Here is an 18,116-nt window from a genome sequence, read left to right as displayed (position 1 = left end):
CGGAGGGCCCGTCGCTTTAGGGTGCCCGCATGAGCATCATCGGAGTCGGGATCGACGTCGCCGAGATCGAGCGGTTCGCCGCGTCGCTGGAACGCACGCCCGGGCTGGCCGAGCGGCTCTTCGTGGAGAGCGAGCTGCTGCTGCCCAGCGGGGAACGGCGCGGCATCGCCTCCCTGGCGGCGCGGTTCGCCGCCAAGGAGGCACTGGCCAAGGCGCTCGGGGCGCCCGCGGGGCTCTACTGGACCGACGCGGAGGTGTGGTGCGAGGACAGCGGGCGGCCGCGGCTGCGGGTCAAGGGGACCGTCGCCGCCCGCGCGGAGGAGCTGGGGGTGCGCTCCTGGCACGTCTCGCTGAGCCACGACGCCGGGGTGGCCTCGGCCGTCGTGGTCGCGGAGGGGTGAGGGACCGTGGAATCCGCGTGGCCCGGGGTGGCCGTCGACCTTCCCGCCTGGGGTGATGCGCTCCTGGTGGTCGCCGCTGTCCTCACCGTCGTTCTCGCCCTCGTACGCCTCCTGCGAAAAAATCGTCGATGAAGGTGCGTGCTTCGCAGAAGTGGGGGTACATGCGGGGAGCCGGATCGGAGCGGGGGCACGTATGAGGGAGGGCTTTACTGTGACGTCGACAATGGCACGGACGGACCAGGCGCAGAGCGTGACCGAGCTGCCGGAGGTCGCGGATCCCGGCCAGGTGGCGCCGCAGGACGCGCGTGAACTGTCCCGGCAGTTCTTCCGGCGGCTGACGGAGCTGGAGGAAGGTACCCACGAGTACCAGTACGCGCGCAACACGCTGATCGAGATGAACATGTCCCTGGTCCGCTACGCGGCCGGCCGGTTCCGCAGCCGCGGCCCGGAGGAGATGGAGGACATCGTCCAGGTCGGCATGATCGGTCTGATCAAGGCCATCGACCGGTTCGAGCTCTCCCGCGAGGTCGAGTTCACGTCCTTCGCGATCCCCTACATCGTCGGCGAGATCAAGCGCTTCTTCCGCGACACCTCGTGGTCCGTGCACGTGCCGCGCCGGCTCCAGGAGGCCCGGGTGCAGCTCGCCCGCGCCACCGAGGAACTGCGCAGCCGCCTGGGCCGTACGCCCACCACCGCCGAGCTGGCGCAGCTGATGAGCCTCACCGAGGCCGAGGTCAACGAGGCCCGGCTGGCCGCCAACGGCTACAACTCCGCGTCGCTGGACGCCGCCATCGGCAGCGAGCCGGACGGCGAGAGCGTGCTCGCGGACTTCATCGGCGCCGAGGACGCGGCGCTGGGGCTGGTCGAGGACTTCCACGCCCTCGCCCCGATGATCGCCGAGCTGGACGAGCGTGAGCGGAAGATCGTCCACTGGAGGTTCGTGGAGGAGCTGACGCAGGCGGAGATCGGTGAGCGGCTGGGCTGCTCGCAGATGCACGTGTCGCGACTGCTGTCGCGGACCCTGAAGCGGCTGCGGGCGGGGATGCTCTGCACCAACTGACGGGCTGAGCGCGAGCTTCGGGAGCGGGGTGCGGCGCCCAAGGCGTCGCACCCCGCTGTGTCGTGCGGCCCGCCCGGCGGATCGGCCTGCCTAGCAGATCGACTGCGCGCTGTTCACCAGGCGGTTGTTGCGGAAGGTGATGTTCTCGCCGCAAGGGCTCTCGCGGATCGAGGAGTTCGTCACCGTGAGGTTCTGGACGGTGATGTCCCTGTTGTTCGGGAACTCCGAGCGGGCCGCCAGACGGATCTCGCCGCCGCCTGTGACCGTGCCGCTCTGGGCCGCGAGGGTCACGTTGTAGCAGTTCTCGATCAGGATCGCGTTGTTGCCGGTGTTCGAGAGCGTGATCCTGTCGATCGTCGCGCCGCCGCTCTCCGAGACGCAGAACACGCCGCGTCCGCCGCCGCGGGCGATCACCTCGCCGACGCGGATGTTCGTCGCGTAGCTGCTGCCGATCCGGCCGTTGCGGTTGGCCATGCGGAAGGCCGCGTAGCCGGTGCCGGTGCCGGCGTTCTCCGCGTCCACCTTCGTGACCGTGGCGTTGACGGTCTGGTTGAGGAGGAGGCCGGACTCGCCCACGTTGCGGGCGGTCACCGTGCCGACGGTCAGGCCGTCGACGCCGTACGTCTCCACGGCGTGACTGGACGCGCCGGACACGTACACGGTGTCGATACGGACGTTGCGCGTCCACCGGCTGGTGTCGCCGCGGTTGTCGATGCGGACGCCGAGGCCGCGGGACAGACGCATGTCGATCTGGCCCAGGACCACGTTCTCCACGTTGCGCAGGAAGATGCCGTAGAGCGGGGCACCGGTGACGTTGAGGTGCTGCACCTCGATGTCGCGGGTGCCGCGTGAGTAGACCGGCGCCTGGTCGCCGGAGCCGGTGCCGGTGACGTCGATCGTGCCGCAGACGTCGAGGACCGTGTAGCTGGGGAGCGAGATGCGGGAGCCCGCGGAGAGGGAGCCGGAGCCGCGGACCACGACGCGTTCCTTGCTGGTGCGGTTCGCGGTGAGCGCGCCGATCGCCGCCTGGACGGCGGCGCGCATGTCGGTCCCCGTGTAGACCGTGCTGCTGCCTCGGCGGGCGGTCCAGGTGGAGCCGTTCTTGACGGCTTCGGCGTGGTACGTGCCGTCGCCGCAGGCTGCTGCGCGGGCGGGGGCCGGGGCGGGGGCCGGCGGCTGTGCGGCCGCGGCGGGCGGGGTGAGGGTGGTTGTCGCCGTGAGGAGGGCCGTGGCGGCTGCTGCGAGTAACGCGGCTCGGCATCGCATGCGTCGCATGGGGTTCTTGTCCTTGTCGTCATGTCGTCGAACCGGTTCGAGTGAATCGATTCATCCGGTGGGGGCCGGGAGTGTGGCAAGGGCGCCGGGCGGAGTCAAGAGGTCCTGGGGACAGGAGAGCAGGGGAAGGGAGGGCAGGGGGCGGGGCTTCGGGGAAACTCGGAGGCATGCGGACTGCTTACAGCGTGGAGACGGTCAGGGCGGCGGAACGGGAACTGATGGCGCGGCTGCCGGAGGGGGCGCTGATGCAGCGCGCTGCCGCCGGGCTCGCCGCGGCGTGCGCGGATGTGCTGGGGCGGGTGTACGGCAGCCGGGTGGTCCTGCTGGTCGGCAGTGGGGACAACGGGGGCGACGCCCTGTACGCCGGCGCGCGGCTGGCTCGGCGGGGGGCCGGGGTGCGGGCGGTGCTGCTGGCGCCGGGGCGGGCACATGCGGGTGGGCTGGCCGCCCTGCGGCGGGCGGGGGGTTCCGTGGTGGCGGACGCCGGGAGCGCGGTGGGGCTCGTCGAGCGGGCCGATCTCGTCGTGGACGGGATCGTGGGGATCGGGGGGAAGGGCGGGCTGCGGGAGGAAGCGGTTCCGTTGGCCGAGGCCGCTCGGCGGGGACGGGACCGGGGACGGGGGGTCGTGGTCGCGGTCGACCTGCCGAGCGGGGTCGACGCGGACACGGGGGAGGTGCGCGGGGCCGCCGTCCGGGCGGATGTCACGGTCACCTTCGGTGCGTACAAGCCGGGGTTGTTGATCGATCCGGCTCGGGAGTACGCGGGGGTCGTGCGGTTCGTCGACATCGGACTGGAGCTGGAGCTGGAGCCGGACGGGGCGGGGGCGAGGGCCGCTGCGGCTCGGGCGGAGGCGCTGCAGCACGGGGAGGTGGCGCGGTTGTTGCCGGTGCCGGCTGCGGAGAGTGACAAGTACCGGCGGGGGGTCGTGGGGATCGCGGCCGGGTCCGCGCGGTATCCGGGGGCGGCCGTGCTGGCGGTGGCCGGCGCCCTGCGGGGTGGCGCCGGGGCCGTGCGGTACGTGGGACCGGCGGGGAGCGCGGTGCTGGCTCGGCATCCCGAGACGCTGGTGTCGGAGCGGGGGCCTGCGCGTGCGGGGCGGGTGCAGGCGTGGGTCGTCGGACCGGGGGCCGGGGACGACGCGGCGACGGTGGGGGAGGTGCTGGCGGCGGACGTGCCGGTGCTGATCGACGCGGACGGGTTGCGGCTGGCGGAGGCCGGGGCGGTGCGGGGGAGGGGCGAGCGGGGGGTGCCTACGCTGATGACTCCCCATGCGGGGGAGGCGGCCGCGTTGCTGGGGGTCGAGCGGGAGGAAGTGGAGGCGGGGCGGCTGGCGGCCGTGCGGGAGCTGGCGGCGCGGTACGGGGCGGCTGTGCTGCTGAAGGGGTCCACGACGCTGGTCGCGGAGGCGGGGGGCGGGGGTGCGGTGCGGGTGAACCCGACGGGGACGCCGTGGCTGGCCACGGCGGGGAGCGGGGACGTGCTGTCGGGGCTCGGGGGGTCGCTGCTGGCGGCGGGGTTGTCGGCGGTGGACGCGGGGAGCGTGGCGGCGTACGTGCACGGGTTGGCGGGGCGGTTCGCGGCGGAGGGGGCGCCGGTGAGTGCGGAGGATGTCGCGCGGCGGATTCCGGAGGCCTGGCGGAGCGTGGCGCGGGGCTGAGGCTGCATGCCTGCGGTGTGGGCTTCTGCCTGGTCAGGGTGAGGTCCGATGCCTGCGGTGCGGGTCTCTGCGGCTGAGGTCCGACGCCTGCGGCGCAGGGGTCTGTCCGGTGGGGGCCGGTGCAGCGCCCACGGGGGGTGGGTGGTGCGGGGCCGCGGTGGGGGCGGTCGTCCTCGGTCCGGCGCGAGAGTGCGTGCTGAGAGGTGCGGGGCGCGGACGCGCCGGCCGCTGCGGGCGCCCACCCCCGCCCCGTCCCCTCCCCGCCGTACGCGGCCACGCCCCCGTAATCCGCGGGCGTTCGTGCCGCCTCGGGTGGGCGCGGCGGCGCCCCGTAAGCGCCGGGTTGCGCGAACATCCCCCGGCCCGCGCCCGCACCGGGTGGTGCGAGACCCCGGTGTGTGCAGCACACGTTCGTTGGCGGGCACCCACGCCGGGTGCTTCCGCACAGACGTCCCCTGGACGGCACCCCACCCGAACGGCGGGACGGTCGCGCGGAGCGCGAAGGCGCCGCTCCTCCCGTGGGGGTGTGGGGGCTCTGAGAGACTGTCGGGGATGAAAGAGACAGGTGACCTGCACGGCGCGGAACTCCGAGCCCGTGCTGTGATCGATCTGGCCGCCGTGCGGGCCAACGTGCGCACCCTCCGTGAGCGCGCCCCCGGTGCCGCCCTGATGGCCGTCGTCAAGGCCGACGGGTACGGGCACGGCGCCGCTCCCTGCGCCCGTGCGGCCGTCGCCGCCGGTGCGACCTGGCTGGGCACCGCCACGCCCCAGGAGGCGCTCGCCTTGCGCGCGCCCGGCGCCGGTGTGCCGGACGACGTCCGGATCATGTGCTGGCTGTGGACGCCCGGCGGGCCCTGGCGCGAGGCGATCGAGGCCGACGTCGACGTCTCGGTGAGCGGGCTGTGGGCGCTGGACGAGGTCACCGCCGCCGCCCGTCTCGCCGGCCGCGCCGCGCGGGTCCAGCTCAAGGCGGACACCGGGCTCGGGCGCGGTGGCTGCCAGCCCGGTGACTGGGCCGAGCTGGTCGCGGGCGCGCTGCGTGCCGAGGCCGAGGGGCTGCTGCGGGTGACCGGGCTGTGGTCGCACTTCGCGTGTGCCGACGAGCCGGGGCATCCGTCGATCGCCGCCCAGTTGTCGACGTTCCGGGAGATGGTGGCGTACGCGGAGGCGCGGGGTGTGGAGCCCGAGGTGCGGCACATCGCCAACTCGCCCGCGACCCTGACGCTGACCGAGAGCCATTTCGACCTGGTGCGGCCCGGCATCGCGGTGTACGGCGTCTCGCCCAGCCCCGGGATCGGTACGCCGATGGAGCTGGGGCTGCGGCCGGCGATGACCCTGACGGCGTCGCTGGCGCTGGTGAAGAACGTGCCGGGCGGGCACGGGGTCGGTTACGGGCACCACTATGTGACTCCGGGGGCCACCACTCTCGGTCTGGTGCCGCTCGGGTACGCCGACGGCATTCCGCGGCATGCCTCGTCCGCCGGACCCGTGCTGGTCGAGGGGAAGTGGCGGACCGTCGCCGGGCGGGTCGCGATGGATCAGTTCGTCGTCGACCTGGGCGGCGACGAGCCGGGGCCGGGGGCCGAGGCGGTCCTGTTCGGTCCCGGTGACCGCGGTGAGCCCACCGCGGAGGACTGGGCGCAGGCGTGCGGGACCATCGCGTACGAGATCGTCACCCGGATCGGCAGCCGTGTCCCGCGTGTTCACGTGAACGGGGAAGAGAGCGGGTAAGGGCCCTTGCGTGGGGTCCGGGGAAGGGGAGCGGTACGTGAGCGAGAGCAGTGCGCAGGCCGTGACGGCCGCGTCCGCCGGGGGATGGCGCCGGGCGACCGGTGTCGCGGGCCTCGCGATAGGCGTGCTGGCCACCGGGGCCGCCGCCGGTGTCGCCGTCGAGCGGATGACGGTCGGCCGGGGCCTACGCCGCAAGGCCCGGCTGGTCCTGGACTCGGCGGGGCCGTACGGCTCCCTGCGCGGCATGCCCGGCAAGGCGTACGCCGACGACGGCACCGAGCTGTACTACGAGGTCGACGAGGTCGAGCCCGAGGCGCAGGAAGGGCGGCGGCGGCGGTTGTTCGGGCGGCGGGCGCCCGCGCCGGTGACCGTGGTGTTCAGTCACGGGTACTGCCTCAGCCAGGATTCCTGGCACTTCCAGCGGGCCGCGCTGCGCGGTGTGGTGCGGACCGTGCACTGGGACCAGCGCAGTCACGGGCGTTCGGCGCGGGGCGCCGCGCAGGTGGAGCGCGGGGAGCCGGTCACCATCGAGCAACTCGGGCGTGATCTGAAGGCCGTGATCGACGCGGCCGCTCCTGAGGGGCCGCTGGTGCTGGTCGGGCACTCCATGGGCGGGATGACCGTGATGGCGCTCGCCGAGCAGTTCCCGGAGCTGGTTCGGGAGCGGTGCGCGGGGGTCGTCTTGGTGGGGACGTCGTCGGGGCGGCTGGGGGAGGTCAACTTCGGGCTGCCGGTGGCCGGGGTCAACGCGGTGCGGCGGGTGCTGCCCGGGGTGCTGAAGGCGCTGGGGCAGCGGGCCGAGCTGGTGGAGAAGGGGCGGCGGGCGACGGCCGATCTGTTCGCCGGGGTCGTGAAGCGGTACTCGTTCGCGTCGCGGGACGTGGATCCCGCCGTCGCCCGGTTCGCCGAGCGGATGATCGAGTCGACGCCGATCGACGTGGTGGCCGAGTACTATCCGGCCTTCGGTGATCACGACAAGGCGGAGGCGCTGGCGCACTTCACGGAGCTGCCCGTGCTGGTGCTCGCCGGGGTGGGGGATCTCGTGACCCCGAGCGAGCACAGCGAGGCCATCGCCGATCTGCTGCCCGGGGCCGAGCTGGTGCTCGTGCCGGACGCCGGGCACCTGGTGATGCTGGAGCACCCCGAACAGGTGACCGACCGTCTCGCCGACCTGCTCGTCCGCGCGGGCGCCGTGCCCGCAGGAGCTACCGTGGGTGGCTATGGAAGCAGCAGCACCGCACACCCCGGCTGAACTGACCGTCACCTCCCCCGAGCAGATGCGCGACCTCGGGCGGCGGCTCGCCAAGCTGCTGCGCGCGGGCGACCTCGTGCTGCTCTCCGGCGAGCTGGGGGCCGGCAAGACGACCCTGACGCGCGGGCTGGGCGAAGGGCTCGGGGTGCGGGGCGCGGTGACCTCGCCGACGTTCGTCATCGCCCGGGTGCACCCCCCGCTGGGGGACGGTCCGCCGCTGGTGCACGTCGACGCCTACCGGCTGTCCGGCGGGCTCGACGAGATGGAGGACCTCGACCTCGACGTCTCGCTGCCCGAGTCGGTGGTCGTCGTGGAGTGGGGCGAGGGCAAGGTCGAGGAGCTGACCGAGGACCGGCTGCACGTCGTCATCCACCGTGCGGTCGGTGACACCACGGACGAGTTCCGGCACGTGACCGTGCGGGGGCTCGGCGCGCGCTGGGCGGGGGCGGAGCTGGGTTCGCTGTCCGCCTGAGCGTTCCGACACGGTGTCGGCATGGTGTTGCGTCCGCGGTGTCCGGCGTGGTCACATGGTATCCAGCTCGCGGTTAGGTATGCCTAACCGCGTCCGCCCCCGACGTCCAGGAGGCGTCCATGCCGGCCATCCAGAGCAGGCGTGAGCCCACGCCGCGACCGGTGCCCATGCGTGACCTGCTCGCCGCCTGCGCGGCGGCCGCCGCCGTCTCCACACCGCCGCCCGCCCCCGAGCCGCGGCGGGAGGAGAAGGCGGCGCGCGGCCGTCGCGAGGCCGCGTAGCGGACCTACGGCACCACGACGACCGTTCGCCCGATCGTCGCGAACGTCCACATCACCGCGGCGTCCTCCCGCGTCTCGCGGATCCCGCCCGTGCGTTCCCGCGGGTCGAGGACGGGCGCCGAGCCGTCGACCGCCGCGCTGAACCCGATCGCCGTGCCGTCGACGCTGGCGAACCGCACGACGTGCTCCACCGGCACGCCGTCCGACCCCGTCACGGAGCCGGACCGGGAGGTGACCCGGTAGGTGCCCGGCGCCGGGTCGACCGTGCTGGGGCTGACGCCGAAGGTGCGGCGCACCGTGCCGCCCTCGTCCACCAGCCACACCCGGTCGCGGCCCAGCGAGTAGACGACGCGCTGCCCCTGCCCCGAGCGCGGGGGCAGCGCGGCCGGGTGGCCGCTGCGGGGCCCCTTCGGCGCGGGCGCCGGAGAGCCGGACGCCCGCTGGCGCAGGTCGGGCGGGACCGTCTCCGCCGCCCGGTGGCCGAGGTGGCCGACCGTCGCGAGGGCCGCCGCGGTCAGCCCCGCCACGATCATCGAGCTGGTCCCCGCCATCGACGTCACCCCTGTCCTGCTCTGTCCTGCTCCGCCCTGTCCTGTGCGGACGTGACGCGACCGTAGCAGTCCGTGACCGTCCGGCCCGTGCGGCCGTGGCCGGGGCGCGGGAGCCGTAGGCTGTTTGCGTGCTCTTGCTCGCTCTGGATACCGCCACCCCCGCCGTCACCGTCGCGCTGCACGACGGCGACGACGTCATCGCCTCGTCGAGCCAGGTGGACGCCCGCCGCCACGGTGAACTGCTGCTCCCGGCCGTCGACCGGGTGCTCGCCGAGGCCGGTCTGCGGCTCGACGCCGTCACCGGGATCGTGGCCGGCACCGGCCCCGGCCCCTACACCGGCCTGCGGGTCGGCCTGATGACCGCCGACGCCTTCGGGCTCGCCCTCGGCGTGCCCGTGCACGGTGTGTGCACGCTGGACGGCCTGGCCTACGCGGCCGACCTGGAGGGCCCCTTCGTCGTGGCGACCGACGCCCGCCGCAAGGAGGTCTACTGGGCGCGGTACGCCGACTCGCGCACCCGCCTCACCGGCCCGGCCGTGGACCGCCCCGCGGACATCGCCGGCCAGGTCGCCGGCCTGCCCGCGGTCGGCGCGGGCGCGCTGCTGTACCCGGACACCTTCCCCCGGGCGCACGAGCCGGAGCACGTGAGCGCCGCCGCCCTCGCCCGGCTGGCCGCGGAGAAGCTGGCGGCGGGCGAGGAACTGCCCGCGCCCCGGCCGCTGTACCTGCGGCGGCCCGATGCCCAGGTCCCCAAGAACTACAAGGTGGTCACCCCCAAGTGACGGGAACCGAGACGGTCGTCCTGCGCGAGATGCGCTGGTGGGACATCGACCCCGTGCTGGAGCTGGAGCGCGACCTCTTCCCCGAGGACGCGTGGTCGCGCGGCATGTTCTGGTCCGAGCTGGCCCACTCCCGCGGGCCCGGCGCGACCCGGTGCTACGTCGTCGCCGAAGAAGGCGACCGGATCGTCGGCTACGCCGGCCTCACCACCTCCGGCGCGGAGGGCGACGACGGCGGCGCCCCGGCCGCCGACATCCAGACCATCGCGGTCACCCGCGACCACTGGGGCACCGGACTGGGCTCGCGGCTGCTGACCGAACTGCTGCGCGCGGCCACGGCGTTCGAGTGCGCCGAGGTGATGCTGGAGTGCCGCGTCGACAACGTCCGCGCCCAGAAGCTCTACGAGCGCTTCGGCTTCGAGGTCATCGGAGTCAGGCGCGGCTACTACCAGCCGGGCAACGTGGACGCGCTGGTCATGCGCTTGACCGGCCCGTCCGCCTCCGTGACCCCGGGCCACCCCGTCAACGGCGTACAAGGAACCGAGACCCATGGCTGACGAACCCCTGGTACTGGGGATCGAGACCTCCTGCGACGAGACCGGCGTCGGCATCGTCCGCGGCACCACCCTGCTCGCGGACGCCGTCGCCTCCAGCGTCGACGAACACGCACGCTTCGGCGGCGTCGTCCCCGAGGTGGCGAGCCGCGCCCACCTCGAGGCGATGGTCCCCACCATCGAGCGGGCGCTGAAGGAGGCGGGGGTCGGCGCCCGCGACCTCGACGGCATCGCCGTCACGGCGGGACCCGGGCTGGCCGGCGCGCTGCTGGTCGGCGTCTCCGCCGCCAAGGCGTACGCCTACGCCCTCGGCAAGCCGCTCTACGGGGTCAACCACCTCGCCTCCCACATCTGCGTCGACCAGCTGGAGCACGGGCCGCTGCCCGAGCCGACGATGGCGCTGCTGGTCTCCGGCGGCCACTCCTCGCTGCTGCTGTCCGCCGACATCACCTCCGACGTGCGTCCCCTCGGCGCGACCATCGACGACGCGGCGGGCGAGGCATTCGACAAGATCGCCCGGGTGCTGGACCTCGGCTTCCCCGGCGGCCCCGTCATCGACCGGTACGCCCGCGAGGGCGACCCGGACGCGATCGCGTTCCCGCGCGGCCTGACCGGCCCCCGCGACCCGGCGTACGACTTCTCCTTCTCCGGTCTGAAGACGGCCGTGGCCCGCTGGATCGAGGCCAGGCGGGCGGCGGGCGAGGAGGTGCCGGTGCGGGACGTGTCGGCGTCCTTCCAGGAGGCCGTCGTGGACGTGCTCACCCGCAAGGCCGTGCGGGCCTGCAAGGACGAGGGCGTCGACCACCTGATGATCGGCGGCGGCGTGGCCGCCAACTCCCGGCTGCGCGCGCTGGCCGAGGAGCGCTGCGAGGCGGCCGGCATCCGGCTGCGGGTGCCGCGCCCCAAGCTGTGCACGGACAACGGCGCGATGGTGGCCGCCCTCGGCGCGGAGATGGTCGCCCGCAACCGCGCGGCCTCCGACTGGGACCTCTCGGCGGACTCCTCCCTCCCGGTCACCGACCCGCACGTGCCGGGCGCCGCCCACTCCCACGACCACGTCCACGAGACCGCCCGGGAGAACCTCTATCCATGACCGTCGCGCTGATGTGGGAGGCCCGCGCGGTCCCCGGCCGCGGCCCGGACCTGCTGGCCTGGGCCGAGGAACGGGCCCGCGAACTCCCCCGCCGCCCGGCCCGCCGCGAGGTCTTCCGCGCCCCCCAGGACCGCGTCCTCGTCATCACCTGGTGGAACGCCCCCCTCGACGCGGACCTCCCCGAACTCCCGGAACCGGAGGGCACGCTGGTCACGCGGGCGGTGCACCGGTGGCGGTTCGAGTCGCTGGGGAGTGTGTGATCCCGGGGCGGCCGGCTCCCGTCGCGTCCGGGCCGGCGCGGCTTCGGCCGGATGAGAGAAACTTTCGGAAGATCGGCCGAATGTTCCGGCCCGTCGAAGGGGTTCGTCCTCGACGCTCGCGGAGATACGATCGCCGCCATGACTTCCCCGCAGCCCGCTGAGACCCGGACCCATGGGCGCAGCACGCAGACCGCGACGCTCGCCGAGATCGCCCGCGAGGCGGGTGTCTCCGCGCCGACTGTTTCGAAGGTGCTCAACGGCCGCGCCGACGTCGCCCCCGGCACCCGTTCCCGGGTCGAGGAACTGCTGCGCACCCACGGGTACCGGCGCCGCCGAGCGGAGGCCAGCCGCTCGCCCCTCATCGACCTGGTCTTCCACGAGCTGGAGAGCGCCTGGGCCATGGAGGTCATCCGGGGCGTGGAGAACGTCGCCCGGGACGCGGGGCTGAGCGTGGTGCTGTCCGAGAGCGCGGGACGGCTCACGCCCGGCCGTACCTGGGCCGACCAGGTCGCCGCCCGCCGCCCGCACGGCGTGATCCTCGTGCTGTCCGGCCTCGACGAGTCCGGGCGCGCGCTGCTGACCAGCCGCTCCATCCCCTTCGTGGTGATGGACCCGGCCGGTGACCCCGGCACCGACGTGCCGTCCATCGGCGCGACCAACTGGCAGGGCGGGCTCGCCGCCACCCGGCATCTGATCGAGCTGGGCCACACCCGGATCGGCGCGATCAGCGGGCCCTCGCGGATGATGTGCAGCCGGGCCCGCGTCGACGGGTACCGGGCCGCCCTGGAGACCGCCGGGCTGCCGGTCGACCCGGAGCTGATCGTCACCGGCGACTTCCACCACGACGCCGGCTACCGGCAGGGGCTCGCCCTGCTGCGCCGCGAGGACCGGCCCACCGCCGTGTTCGCGGGCAACGACCTCCAGGCGCTCGGGCTGTACGAGGCCGCGCGCGAGCTGGGGCTGCGGATCCCGGAGGACCTGAGCGTGGTCGGGTTCGACGACCTGCCGGTGGCCCGCTGGGTGGGCCCGCCGCTGACGACCGTGCGGCAGCCGCTGACGGAGATGGCGGAGGCGGCGGCCAAGCTGGTGCTCGACCTGGGCAAGGGCGAGGACGCCCCCGCGGCGACCCGCGTGGAGCTGGCGACCAGCCTGGTGGTGCGGAGCAGCACGGCCGCGCCGGCGGGCCGGCGGGAGCCGGGTCGGTTTCACGTCTGAGAATTTCCCAAGAAAAACGTCCGGGGAGCGCCGGACGTCATAATTCGGACGTATGTTCCTGATGGTGACGGCACATCAGGGGACAAGCGGGGACAGCGCCGGAGGGGACGCCGGGGGCGCGGACATACGCGCGGCCGCACGGCCCGGCCGGCGGAGGAGACGGGCGCTCAAGGCCGCCGGGGGCGTACTGGCCGGGCTGCTGCTGCTCGGCGCGGGCACGGCGGTCTGGGCGTATCTGCGGCTGGACGGGAACATCCGCGGGGTCGACATCGACCAGGCGCTGGGCGACGACCGTCCCGCCAGGGGTGAGATCACCCCGGAGCCGTCGCCGTACGGGGACCCCTCGCCGCTGCCGACCGGGTCGCTGAACCTGCTGGTGCTCGGCTCCGACTCGCGCGGCGGCGCGGAGAACCGGAAGCTGGGCGGCGGGGAGGGCGGCAGCGCGCGGTCCGACACCGCGATGGTCGTGCACCTCGACGCCGGGCGGACCGCCGCGACGGTGGTCAGCGTCCCCCGCGACACCCTCGTCGACCGGCCCTCCTGCCCGCTGGGGGACGGGGGGTCGACACGGCCGGCGTCCGGGGTCATGTTCAACACCGCGTACGAGGTGGGCGGGCCGGTGTGCGCGGTGAAGACCGTCGAGACCCTCACCGGTGTCCGCATGGACCACTACGTCGAGATCGACTTCGCCGGGTTCGCCCGCCTGGTCGACGCGCTCGGCGGGGTCACCGTCACCACCCGCCAGGACATCGACGACGACCGCAGCCGCCTCACCCTGGAGGCCGGCACCCACCACCTCGACGGCACCCGGGCGCTCGCGCTCGCCCGCACCCGGTACGACGTCGGCGACGGCAGCGACCTGGGCCGCATCACGCTCCAGCAGGACCTGGTGAAGGCGCTGGTCGGGCAGATCACCGAGCTGGACCTGCTGACCAGCCCCACCGTGCTGTACGAGGTCGCCGACGCCGTCACCGGGGGCCTCACCACCGACACCGGTCTGGACTCGCTCGGCGAACTGGTCACGTTCGCCCGCAGCCTGGAAGGGCTGACCGCCGACCGCGTCACCACCGTGACCATGCCGGTGCTGCCCGCACCCTCCGACCCCGGCCGGGTGGTGCCGGACGAGCCCGAGGCGGGACGGCTGTGGGCCTCGCTGCGGTGAGCGAAAGATCTTTCCGGGCGGGTGTCGATTTCCGTCCGTCCCGTTCGACGCGGGGGTGAGAGGCCGGGAAGGACCGGCCCCGCACACCACGAGGAGGCGTCATGCCCCGCTATCTCTCCCTCATCCGGATCGACGAGAACGACTCCCCCGAGGGCGGCCCCAGCCCCGAGCTGATGCGGCGCATGGGCGAGCTGATCGAGGAGATGACCAAGAACGGCGTCCTGCTGGACACCGCAGGGCTGACCCCGACCGCCCAGGGCTCCCGGGTCCACTACGAGGGCGGCCGGCTGTCCGTGACGGACGGACCGTTCACCGAGACCAGGGAGGTCGTCGGCGGATACGCCCTCCTCCAGGCCAAGGACAAGGCCGAGGCGATCGAGTGGACGAAGCGGTTCCTGAAGGTGCACGAGCCGCACTGGACGGTGACCTGCGAGGTCCGGGAGATCGAGGAGGGCTGACCGGCCCCGCCCGCCCGCGGAACCTGCTTGGCCTCACCGCCGTACGGGTGTCTGATGGTGGGCTGTGACACCACAGCCCACCGCCGGACCGGACGCCACGGCCGGGACCGTCGAGACCGTGTTCCGGATGGAGTTCCCGCGGGTGGTCGCCGCGGTGGCCCGGATCGTCCGGGACGTCGGCATCGCCGAGGAACTCGCGCAGGACGCCCTGGTCGCGGCCCTGGAGCAGTGGCCGCGGGACGGGGTGCCCGGCAACCCGGGCGCCTGGCTCATGACCACCGCCCGCCGGCGCGCCGTCGACCTGGTCCGCCGCCGGGAGACCTACGCCCGCAAGCTCGCCGAGATCGGGCGGGACGCCGACCTGGTGACGGCCCCTCCGGAGCCGCCCGCCGGCCCGGACGACATCGACGACGACCTGCTGCGGCTCGTCTTCACCGCCTGCCACCCCGCCCTCTCCGCCGAGGCCCGCGCCGCCCTCACCCTGCGGCTGCTCGGCGGCCTCACCACGGCCGAGATCGCCCGCGCCTTCCTGGTGCCGGAGGCGACGGCGGCGCAGCGGATCGTGCGCGCCAAACGCACCCTGGCCAGGCAGAACGTCGCCTTTGAGGTGCCGTACGGGCCCGACCGCGAGGCCCGGCTCGCATCGGTCCTCGACGTCATCTATCTGATCTTCAACGAGGGGTACGCGGCCACGGCCGGCGACGACTGGCTGCGCCCCGCGCTGTGCGAGGACGCGCTGCGGCTGGCCCGCGTGCTGTCCGGGCTGATGCCGAAGGAGCCCGAGGTGCACGGGCTGACCGCGCTGCTGGAGTTCCAGGCGTCCCGCACCGCCGCCCGCACCGGTCCCGACGGCGAGCCGGTGCTGCTGAAGGACCAGAACCGCGCCCGCTGGAACCGCATGCTCATCGCCCGCGGTGTCACCGCCCTCGCCCGCGCCGACGCGGCCGCCTCCGGCCCCCCGGGCCCGTACGCCCTCCAGGCGGCCATCGCCGCCTGCCACGCGCACGCCTACCGCTACGAGGAGACGGACTGGCCGCGCATCGCCGCCCTCTACGGCCTGCTCGCCGCCCGCACGCCGTCCCCGGTGGTCGAACTCAACCGCGCGGTCGCCGTCTCCATGGCGGAGGGACCGGAGGCGGCGCTGCCGCTCGTGGACGCCCTGACGACGGAGCCGGTGCTGCGCGACTACCACCTGCTGCCGGCCGTCCGCGGCGACCTCCTGGCCCGCCTCGGCCGGACGGAGGAGGCACGGGAGGAGTTCGCACGGGCGGCGGAGCTGGCGGGCAACGCGCGGGAGCGGGAGATGCTGCGGGGGCGGGCCGCGGAGCCGGGCGGCTGAGCGGGGCGCCGTCGCGCACCGCCTGACCCCCGTCGCCCAGCTGTCGAGCGCCCCACGCGGCCATGCGGGCCCCGCCCGGTGCTCAGGCGCGGAGCCCGCCGCCCGAAGACCGGGCACCCGCACGTGGACCGGTTCGCCGCCCGCCACCTGCCGGGCGGCGGCCGCACCCCCGTGCGGGGGCGGCCGTGTCCGCGCGTGGCGCGCTCGACGGCTGGTCGGTGGGCCGGGCTGCCGGGCGGCGCGAACCCCGCGCGCGGCGGCTTCCGGCGAGTACGCGGGGCGCCCGCGTGTCACCCGGCGCCGCCTGGCCGGAACGGCGCCGTGTGCCGCCGGACGGCGGAGGTCCGCGGCCCGTCGGGGCGCCGTGACCCGGCGGGACGGCGCCGGTCAGCGCACCGGGTGGCCCAGGAGCATCGTCGGTGCGCCGGCGACCCGGGTCAGGAAGACCGTGACCGCCGCGGTGCCGTGCGGCTTCGGGAGGGCCTTGCGGCGCAGCTCCTCCGGTTCGACGGCCGAGCCGCGCTTCTTGACCGTCAGGGTGCCGACCTGCCGCTCCCGGAGCAGCGCCTTCAGTTTTTTGACGTTGAAGGGGAGCCGGTCGGTGATCTCGTAGGCCGTGGCGTACGGGGTGGGGCTCAGGGTGTCCGTGGTGATGTAGGCGATGGTCGGGTCGATCAGGCCGCCGTCGAGGGTTTCCGCGACCTCGGCCACCAGGTGGGAGCGGATGACGGCGCCGTCGGGTTCGTACACGTAGCGGCCGACCGGGCGGACCTCGGGGTCGGGGAGGCCCCGGGAGACCAGGGTGTGCGGGCCCGGGAGCAGGGTCGCGCGGATCGTGCCCGGGGCGGTGCCGAACCACAGGACCGCCTCCTTCACGTCCCCGCCGTCGGAGATCCACTCCGCCTCGGCCCCGGCCGGAACCGCCTCGTGCGGGATGCCGGGGGCGATCTTCAGGGCGGCGGCCCGGGGGGCCCTCAGTGCCGCCTGCACGGCCCAGGACAGGGGAGGCGAGTACGCCTCCGGGTCGAAGATCCGGCCGCGTTTCGACGAGCGCCGGGCCGGGTCCACGAACACCGCGTCGTACCCGGCGGTGTCCACCTCCGTCACATCCGCCTCGCGCACCTCGATGAGGCCGGCGAGTCCCAGCGCGTCGGCGTTGGCACGGGCGGCCGCGGCCGTCTGCGGGTCCCGGTCGACGGCCAGGACGCGGATACCGGCGCGGGCCAGGGCGATCGCGTCCCCGCCGATCCCGCAGCACAGGTCGGCGACCGACCGCACCCCCGCCGCCCGCAGCCGCTCGGCACGGTACGCGGCGACACCGCGCCGGGTCGACTGCTCCACCCCGTTCGGCGTGAAGAACATCCGCCCCGCGTCCTCCGCCCCGAACTTCGCCACCGCCCGCTGCCGCAGCCGGGCCTGGCCGAGCGCCGCCGACACCAGCTCGGCGGGGTGTTCGCGGCGCAGCCGGGTCGCGACGGCGAGTTCGCGGGCCGGGTCGGTGTCGCGCACCTCGTCGAGGAGGGCGCGGCCTTCGGGGGTGAGGAGCGGGGCGAGGTCGTTCACCGGGTCATTGTGGGCCAGTCGGTGGACCGTGCGCCTCCGGCCGCGGTGTCGGGGCGGACGCGGGCCGGGCGGCTGCGAGGATCCGGCCCCATGCGAGTAGTAGGACAAAACGATAAAAAGCGGATGCGGCGGGCGGGGGCGCGGACCGGTCTCGCCGCCCTCGCGCTCGCGGCCCTCGCCTCGGGATGCGGCCAGGGCGGCGACACGGTCGAACCGGCCGGCGGCCGGCCCCTCCAGGCGCCCCCGGCCCGCGCCCTCGACTCCTACGCCACCAAGCTGCGCGCCGCGCAGGCCGCACGGGCCGCCGCGGCGAAGCGCTGGGGGCTGAAGAAGGTCCCGCTGGCCGCGCCGCCGCCCCCGGCGAAGAAGCCGCGCATCACCACCCGGGACGGCTTCGAGGTCGACGGGCACGAACGGCTCGGCCTCCCGCCGGTCTTCACCACCGTCCCGGTCGAGGAGAAGGTCGTCTTCCTCACCATCGACGACGGCGCCGAGAAGGACCCCGAGTTCCTGCGGATGATGACCGACCTGCGGGTGCCGTACAGCGCCTTCCTCAGCGACTACCTGGTCAAGGAGGACTACGGCTACTTCAAGGACATGCAGGAGCGGGGCGTGGCCCTGCACAACCACACCCTCCGCCACCCGTACCTGCCGGCCCTCTCCCACGCCGAGCAGAAGCGCGAGATCTGCGGCATGCAGGACGTCGTCGAGAAGCGCTACGGCACCCGCCCGGTCCTCTTCCGCCCGCCCTACGGCAACTACGACAAGGCCACCCTGCGCGCGGCCAAGAGCTGCGGCATCACCCACGTCCCGCTGTGGAACGAGGAGGTCTTCGCCGACCGCTGGGAGTACCGCGAGTGGGACCGGAAGATCCGCCCCGGCGACATCGTGCTGTCCCACTTCCGGGGCCGCGGCGACTGGAAGGGCACCATGCCGGACATGGTCCGCCGCTTCCTCGACAAGGTCACGGCCGAGGGGTACGCCGTGGGCAGGCTGGAGGACTACCTGTGAC

General features: G+C 74.4%; 19 protein-coding genes. 16 read left to right on the top strand and 3 right to left on the bottom strand.

Translation table 11 applies throughout. From position 1 onward, the window contains the following. Positions 1–29 precede the first annotated feature (29 nt). Together ACIQ8B_RS22105 and ACIQ8B_RS22100 are read left to right on the top strand one after the other, a co-directional pair. Positions 30–401: a holo-ACP synthase gene (locus ACIQ8B_RS22105; protein ID WP_403548953.1), complete on the top strand. Its 372-nt coding sequence runs from the start codon at positions 30–32 to the stop codon at positions 399–401. Between the two features lie 223 nt (positions 402–624). Continuing rightward, positions 625–1,461: an RNA polymerase sigma factor SigF gene (locus tag ACIQ8B_RS22100; RefSeq protein WP_198602489.1), complete on the top strand. Its 837-nt coding sequence runs from the start codon at positions 625–627 to the stop codon at positions 1,459–1,461. Positions 1,462–1,551: 90 nt separating this feature from the next. Here ACIQ8B_RS22100 and ACIQ8B_RS22095 read toward each other — a convergent pair whose 3' ends face one another. After that, entirely contained in the window at positions 1,552–2,727 is a 1,176-nt protein-coding gene (locus ACIQ8B_RS22095; RefSeq protein ID WP_290010027.1) for a hypothetical protein, read from the bottom strand. A gap of 176 nt (positions 2,728–2,903) precedes the next feature. On the opposite strand from ACIQ8B_RS22095, the gene ACIQ8B_RS22090 reads away from it, so the two are divergent. The 5 genes from ACIQ8B_RS22090 (at position 2,904) to ACIQ8B_RS22070 (ending at position 8,130) form a co-directional block, all read left to right on the top strand. Further along, positions 2,904–4,394: an NAD(P)H-hydrate dehydratase gene (locus ACIQ8B_RS22090; RefSeq protein ID WP_403548951.1), complete on the top strand. Its 1,491-nt coding sequence runs from the start codon at positions 2,904–2,906 to the stop codon at positions 4,392–4,394. Between the two features lie 552 nt (positions 4,395–4,946). Beyond that, the gene (gene alr, locus ACIQ8B_RS22085) at positions 4,947–6,125 is read left to right on the top strand and encodes an alanine racemase (protein WP_290010016.1); all 1,179 of its coding nucleotides are present in this window, start codon (positions 4,947–4,949) and stop codon (positions 6,123–6,125) included. Between the two features lie 37 nt (positions 6,126–6,162). Further along, positions 6,163–7,377, top strand: coding sequence for an alpha/beta fold hydrolase (locus ACIQ8B_RS22080; RefSeq protein WP_403548949.1), 1,215 nt, complete (start codon positions 6,163–6,165; stop codon positions 7,375–7,377). After that, positions 7,346–7,849, top strand: coding sequence for a tRNA (adenosine(37)-N6)-threonylcarbamoyltransferase complex ATPase subunit type 1 TsaE (tsaE, locus tag ACIQ8B_RS22075; protein ID WP_403548947.1), 504 nt, complete (start codon positions 7,346–7,348; stop codon positions 7,847–7,849). Before ACIQ8B_RS22080 ends, tsaE begins: the two co-directional genes overlap by 32 nt. A gap of 119 nt (positions 7,850–7,968) precedes the next feature. Further along, positions 7,969–8,130, top strand: coding sequence for a hypothetical protein (locus ACIQ8B_RS22070; protein WP_198602488.1), 162 nt, complete (start codon positions 7,969–7,971; stop codon positions 8,128–8,130). A gap of 5 nt (positions 8,131–8,135) precedes the next feature. Here ACIQ8B_RS22070 and ACIQ8B_RS22065 read toward each other — a convergent pair whose 3' ends face one another. After that, on the bottom strand, positions 8,136–8,681 hold the full coding sequence (locus tag ACIQ8B_RS22065) for a L,D-transpeptidase (protein WP_290010008.1): 546 nt from the start codon (positions 8,679–8,681) through the stop codon (positions 8,136–8,138). 128 nt (positions 8,682–8,809) lie between these two features. Between ACIQ8B_RS22065 and tsaB the strand changes: the two genes are divergently transcribed. From tsaB to ACIQ8B_RS22025, 8 genes are all read left to right on the top strand, one after another. Continuing rightward, positions 8,810–9,463 (top strand): tRNA (adenosine(37)-N6)-threonylcarbamoyltransferase complex dimerization subunit type 1 TsaB, encoded by a 654-nt coding sequence (gene tsaB, locus ACIQ8B_RS22060; RefSeq protein ID WP_403548944.1) that lies wholly within the window; start codon positions 8,810–8,812, stop codon positions 9,461–9,463. After that, positions 9,460–10,017 carry a ribosomal protein S18-alanine N-acetyltransferase gene (gene rimI, locus ACIQ8B_RS22055; RefSeq protein WP_403548942.1) on the top strand — a complete coding sequence of 186 codons (558 nt, stop codon included), beginning with the start codon at positions 9,460–9,462 and terminating at the stop codon, positions 10,015–10,017. The genes tsaB and rimI overlap by 4 nt, the downstream gene beginning before the upstream one ends. Further along, entirely contained in the window at positions 10,010–11,107 is a 1,098-nt protein-coding gene (gene tsaD, locus ACIQ8B_RS22050) for a tRNA (adenosine(37)-N6)-threonylcarbamoyltransferase complex transferase subunit TsaD (RefSeq protein WP_403548940.1), read from the top strand. Before rimI ends, tsaD begins: the two co-directional genes overlap by 8 nt. Next, complete coding sequence (locus tag ACIQ8B_RS22045; protein WP_403548938.1) at positions 11,104–11,367, top strand: hypothetical protein; 264 nt, start codon at positions 11,104–11,106, stop codon at positions 11,365–11,367. The genes tsaD and ACIQ8B_RS22045 overlap by 4 nt, the downstream gene beginning before the upstream one ends. Positions 11,368–11,505: 138 nt before the next feature. After that, positions 11,506–12,582, top strand: a complete 1,077-nt coding sequence (locus ACIQ8B_RS22040; protein WP_290009999.1) for a LacI family DNA-binding transcriptional regulator — start codon at positions 11,506–11,508, stop codon at positions 12,580–12,582. 52 nt (positions 12,583–12,634) lie between these two features. Then, a complete protein-coding gene (locus ACIQ8B_RS22035; RefSeq protein WP_403548936.1) occupies positions 12,635–13,744 on the top strand; it encodes an LCP family protein in 1,110 nt (369 codons plus the stop codon). Positions 13,745–13,845: 101 nt separating this feature from the next. Continuing rightward, positions 13,846–14,202 carry a YciI family protein gene (locus ACIQ8B_RS22030; protein ID WP_403548934.1) on the top strand — a complete coding sequence of 119 codons (357 nt, stop codon included), beginning with the start codon at positions 13,846–13,848 and terminating at the stop codon, positions 14,200–14,202. Positions 14,203–14,266: 64 nt separating this feature from the next. Further along, positions 14,267–15,541, top strand: coding sequence for an RNA polymerase sigma factor (locus ACIQ8B_RS22025; RefSeq protein WP_403548932.1), 1,275 nt, complete (start codon positions 14,267–14,269; stop codon positions 15,539–15,541). Positions 15,542–15,928: 387 nt separating this feature from the next. On the opposite strand, the gene ACIQ8B_RS22020 is transcribed toward ACIQ8B_RS22025, so the two are convergent. Further along, complete coding sequence (locus tag ACIQ8B_RS22020) at positions 15,929–17,104, bottom strand: class I SAM-dependent methyltransferase (protein ID WP_290009993.1); 1,176 nt, start codon at positions 17,102–17,104, stop codon at positions 15,929–15,931. A gap of 123 nt (positions 17,105–17,227) precedes the next feature. Here ACIQ8B_RS22020 and ACIQ8B_RS22015 point away from each other — a divergent pair, with 123 nt between their 5' ends. Then, positions 17,228–18,115: a polysaccharide deacetylase family protein gene (locus ACIQ8B_RS22015; RefSeq protein ID WP_403548930.1), complete on the top strand. Its 888-nt coding sequence runs from the start codon at positions 17,228–17,230 to the stop codon at positions 18,113–18,115. The last annotated feature ends 1 nt before the right edge of the window (position 18,116 follow it).

The sequence above is a fragment of the Streptomyces sp. NPDC096105 genome (assembly GCF_044763335.1).
GTDB lineage: Bacteria > Actinomycetota > Actinomycetes > Streptomycetales > Streptomycetaceae > Streptomyces.
Note: the sequence above shows the minus strand (reverse complement) of the source record. Positions and strands in the feature narration are given on the sequence as shown.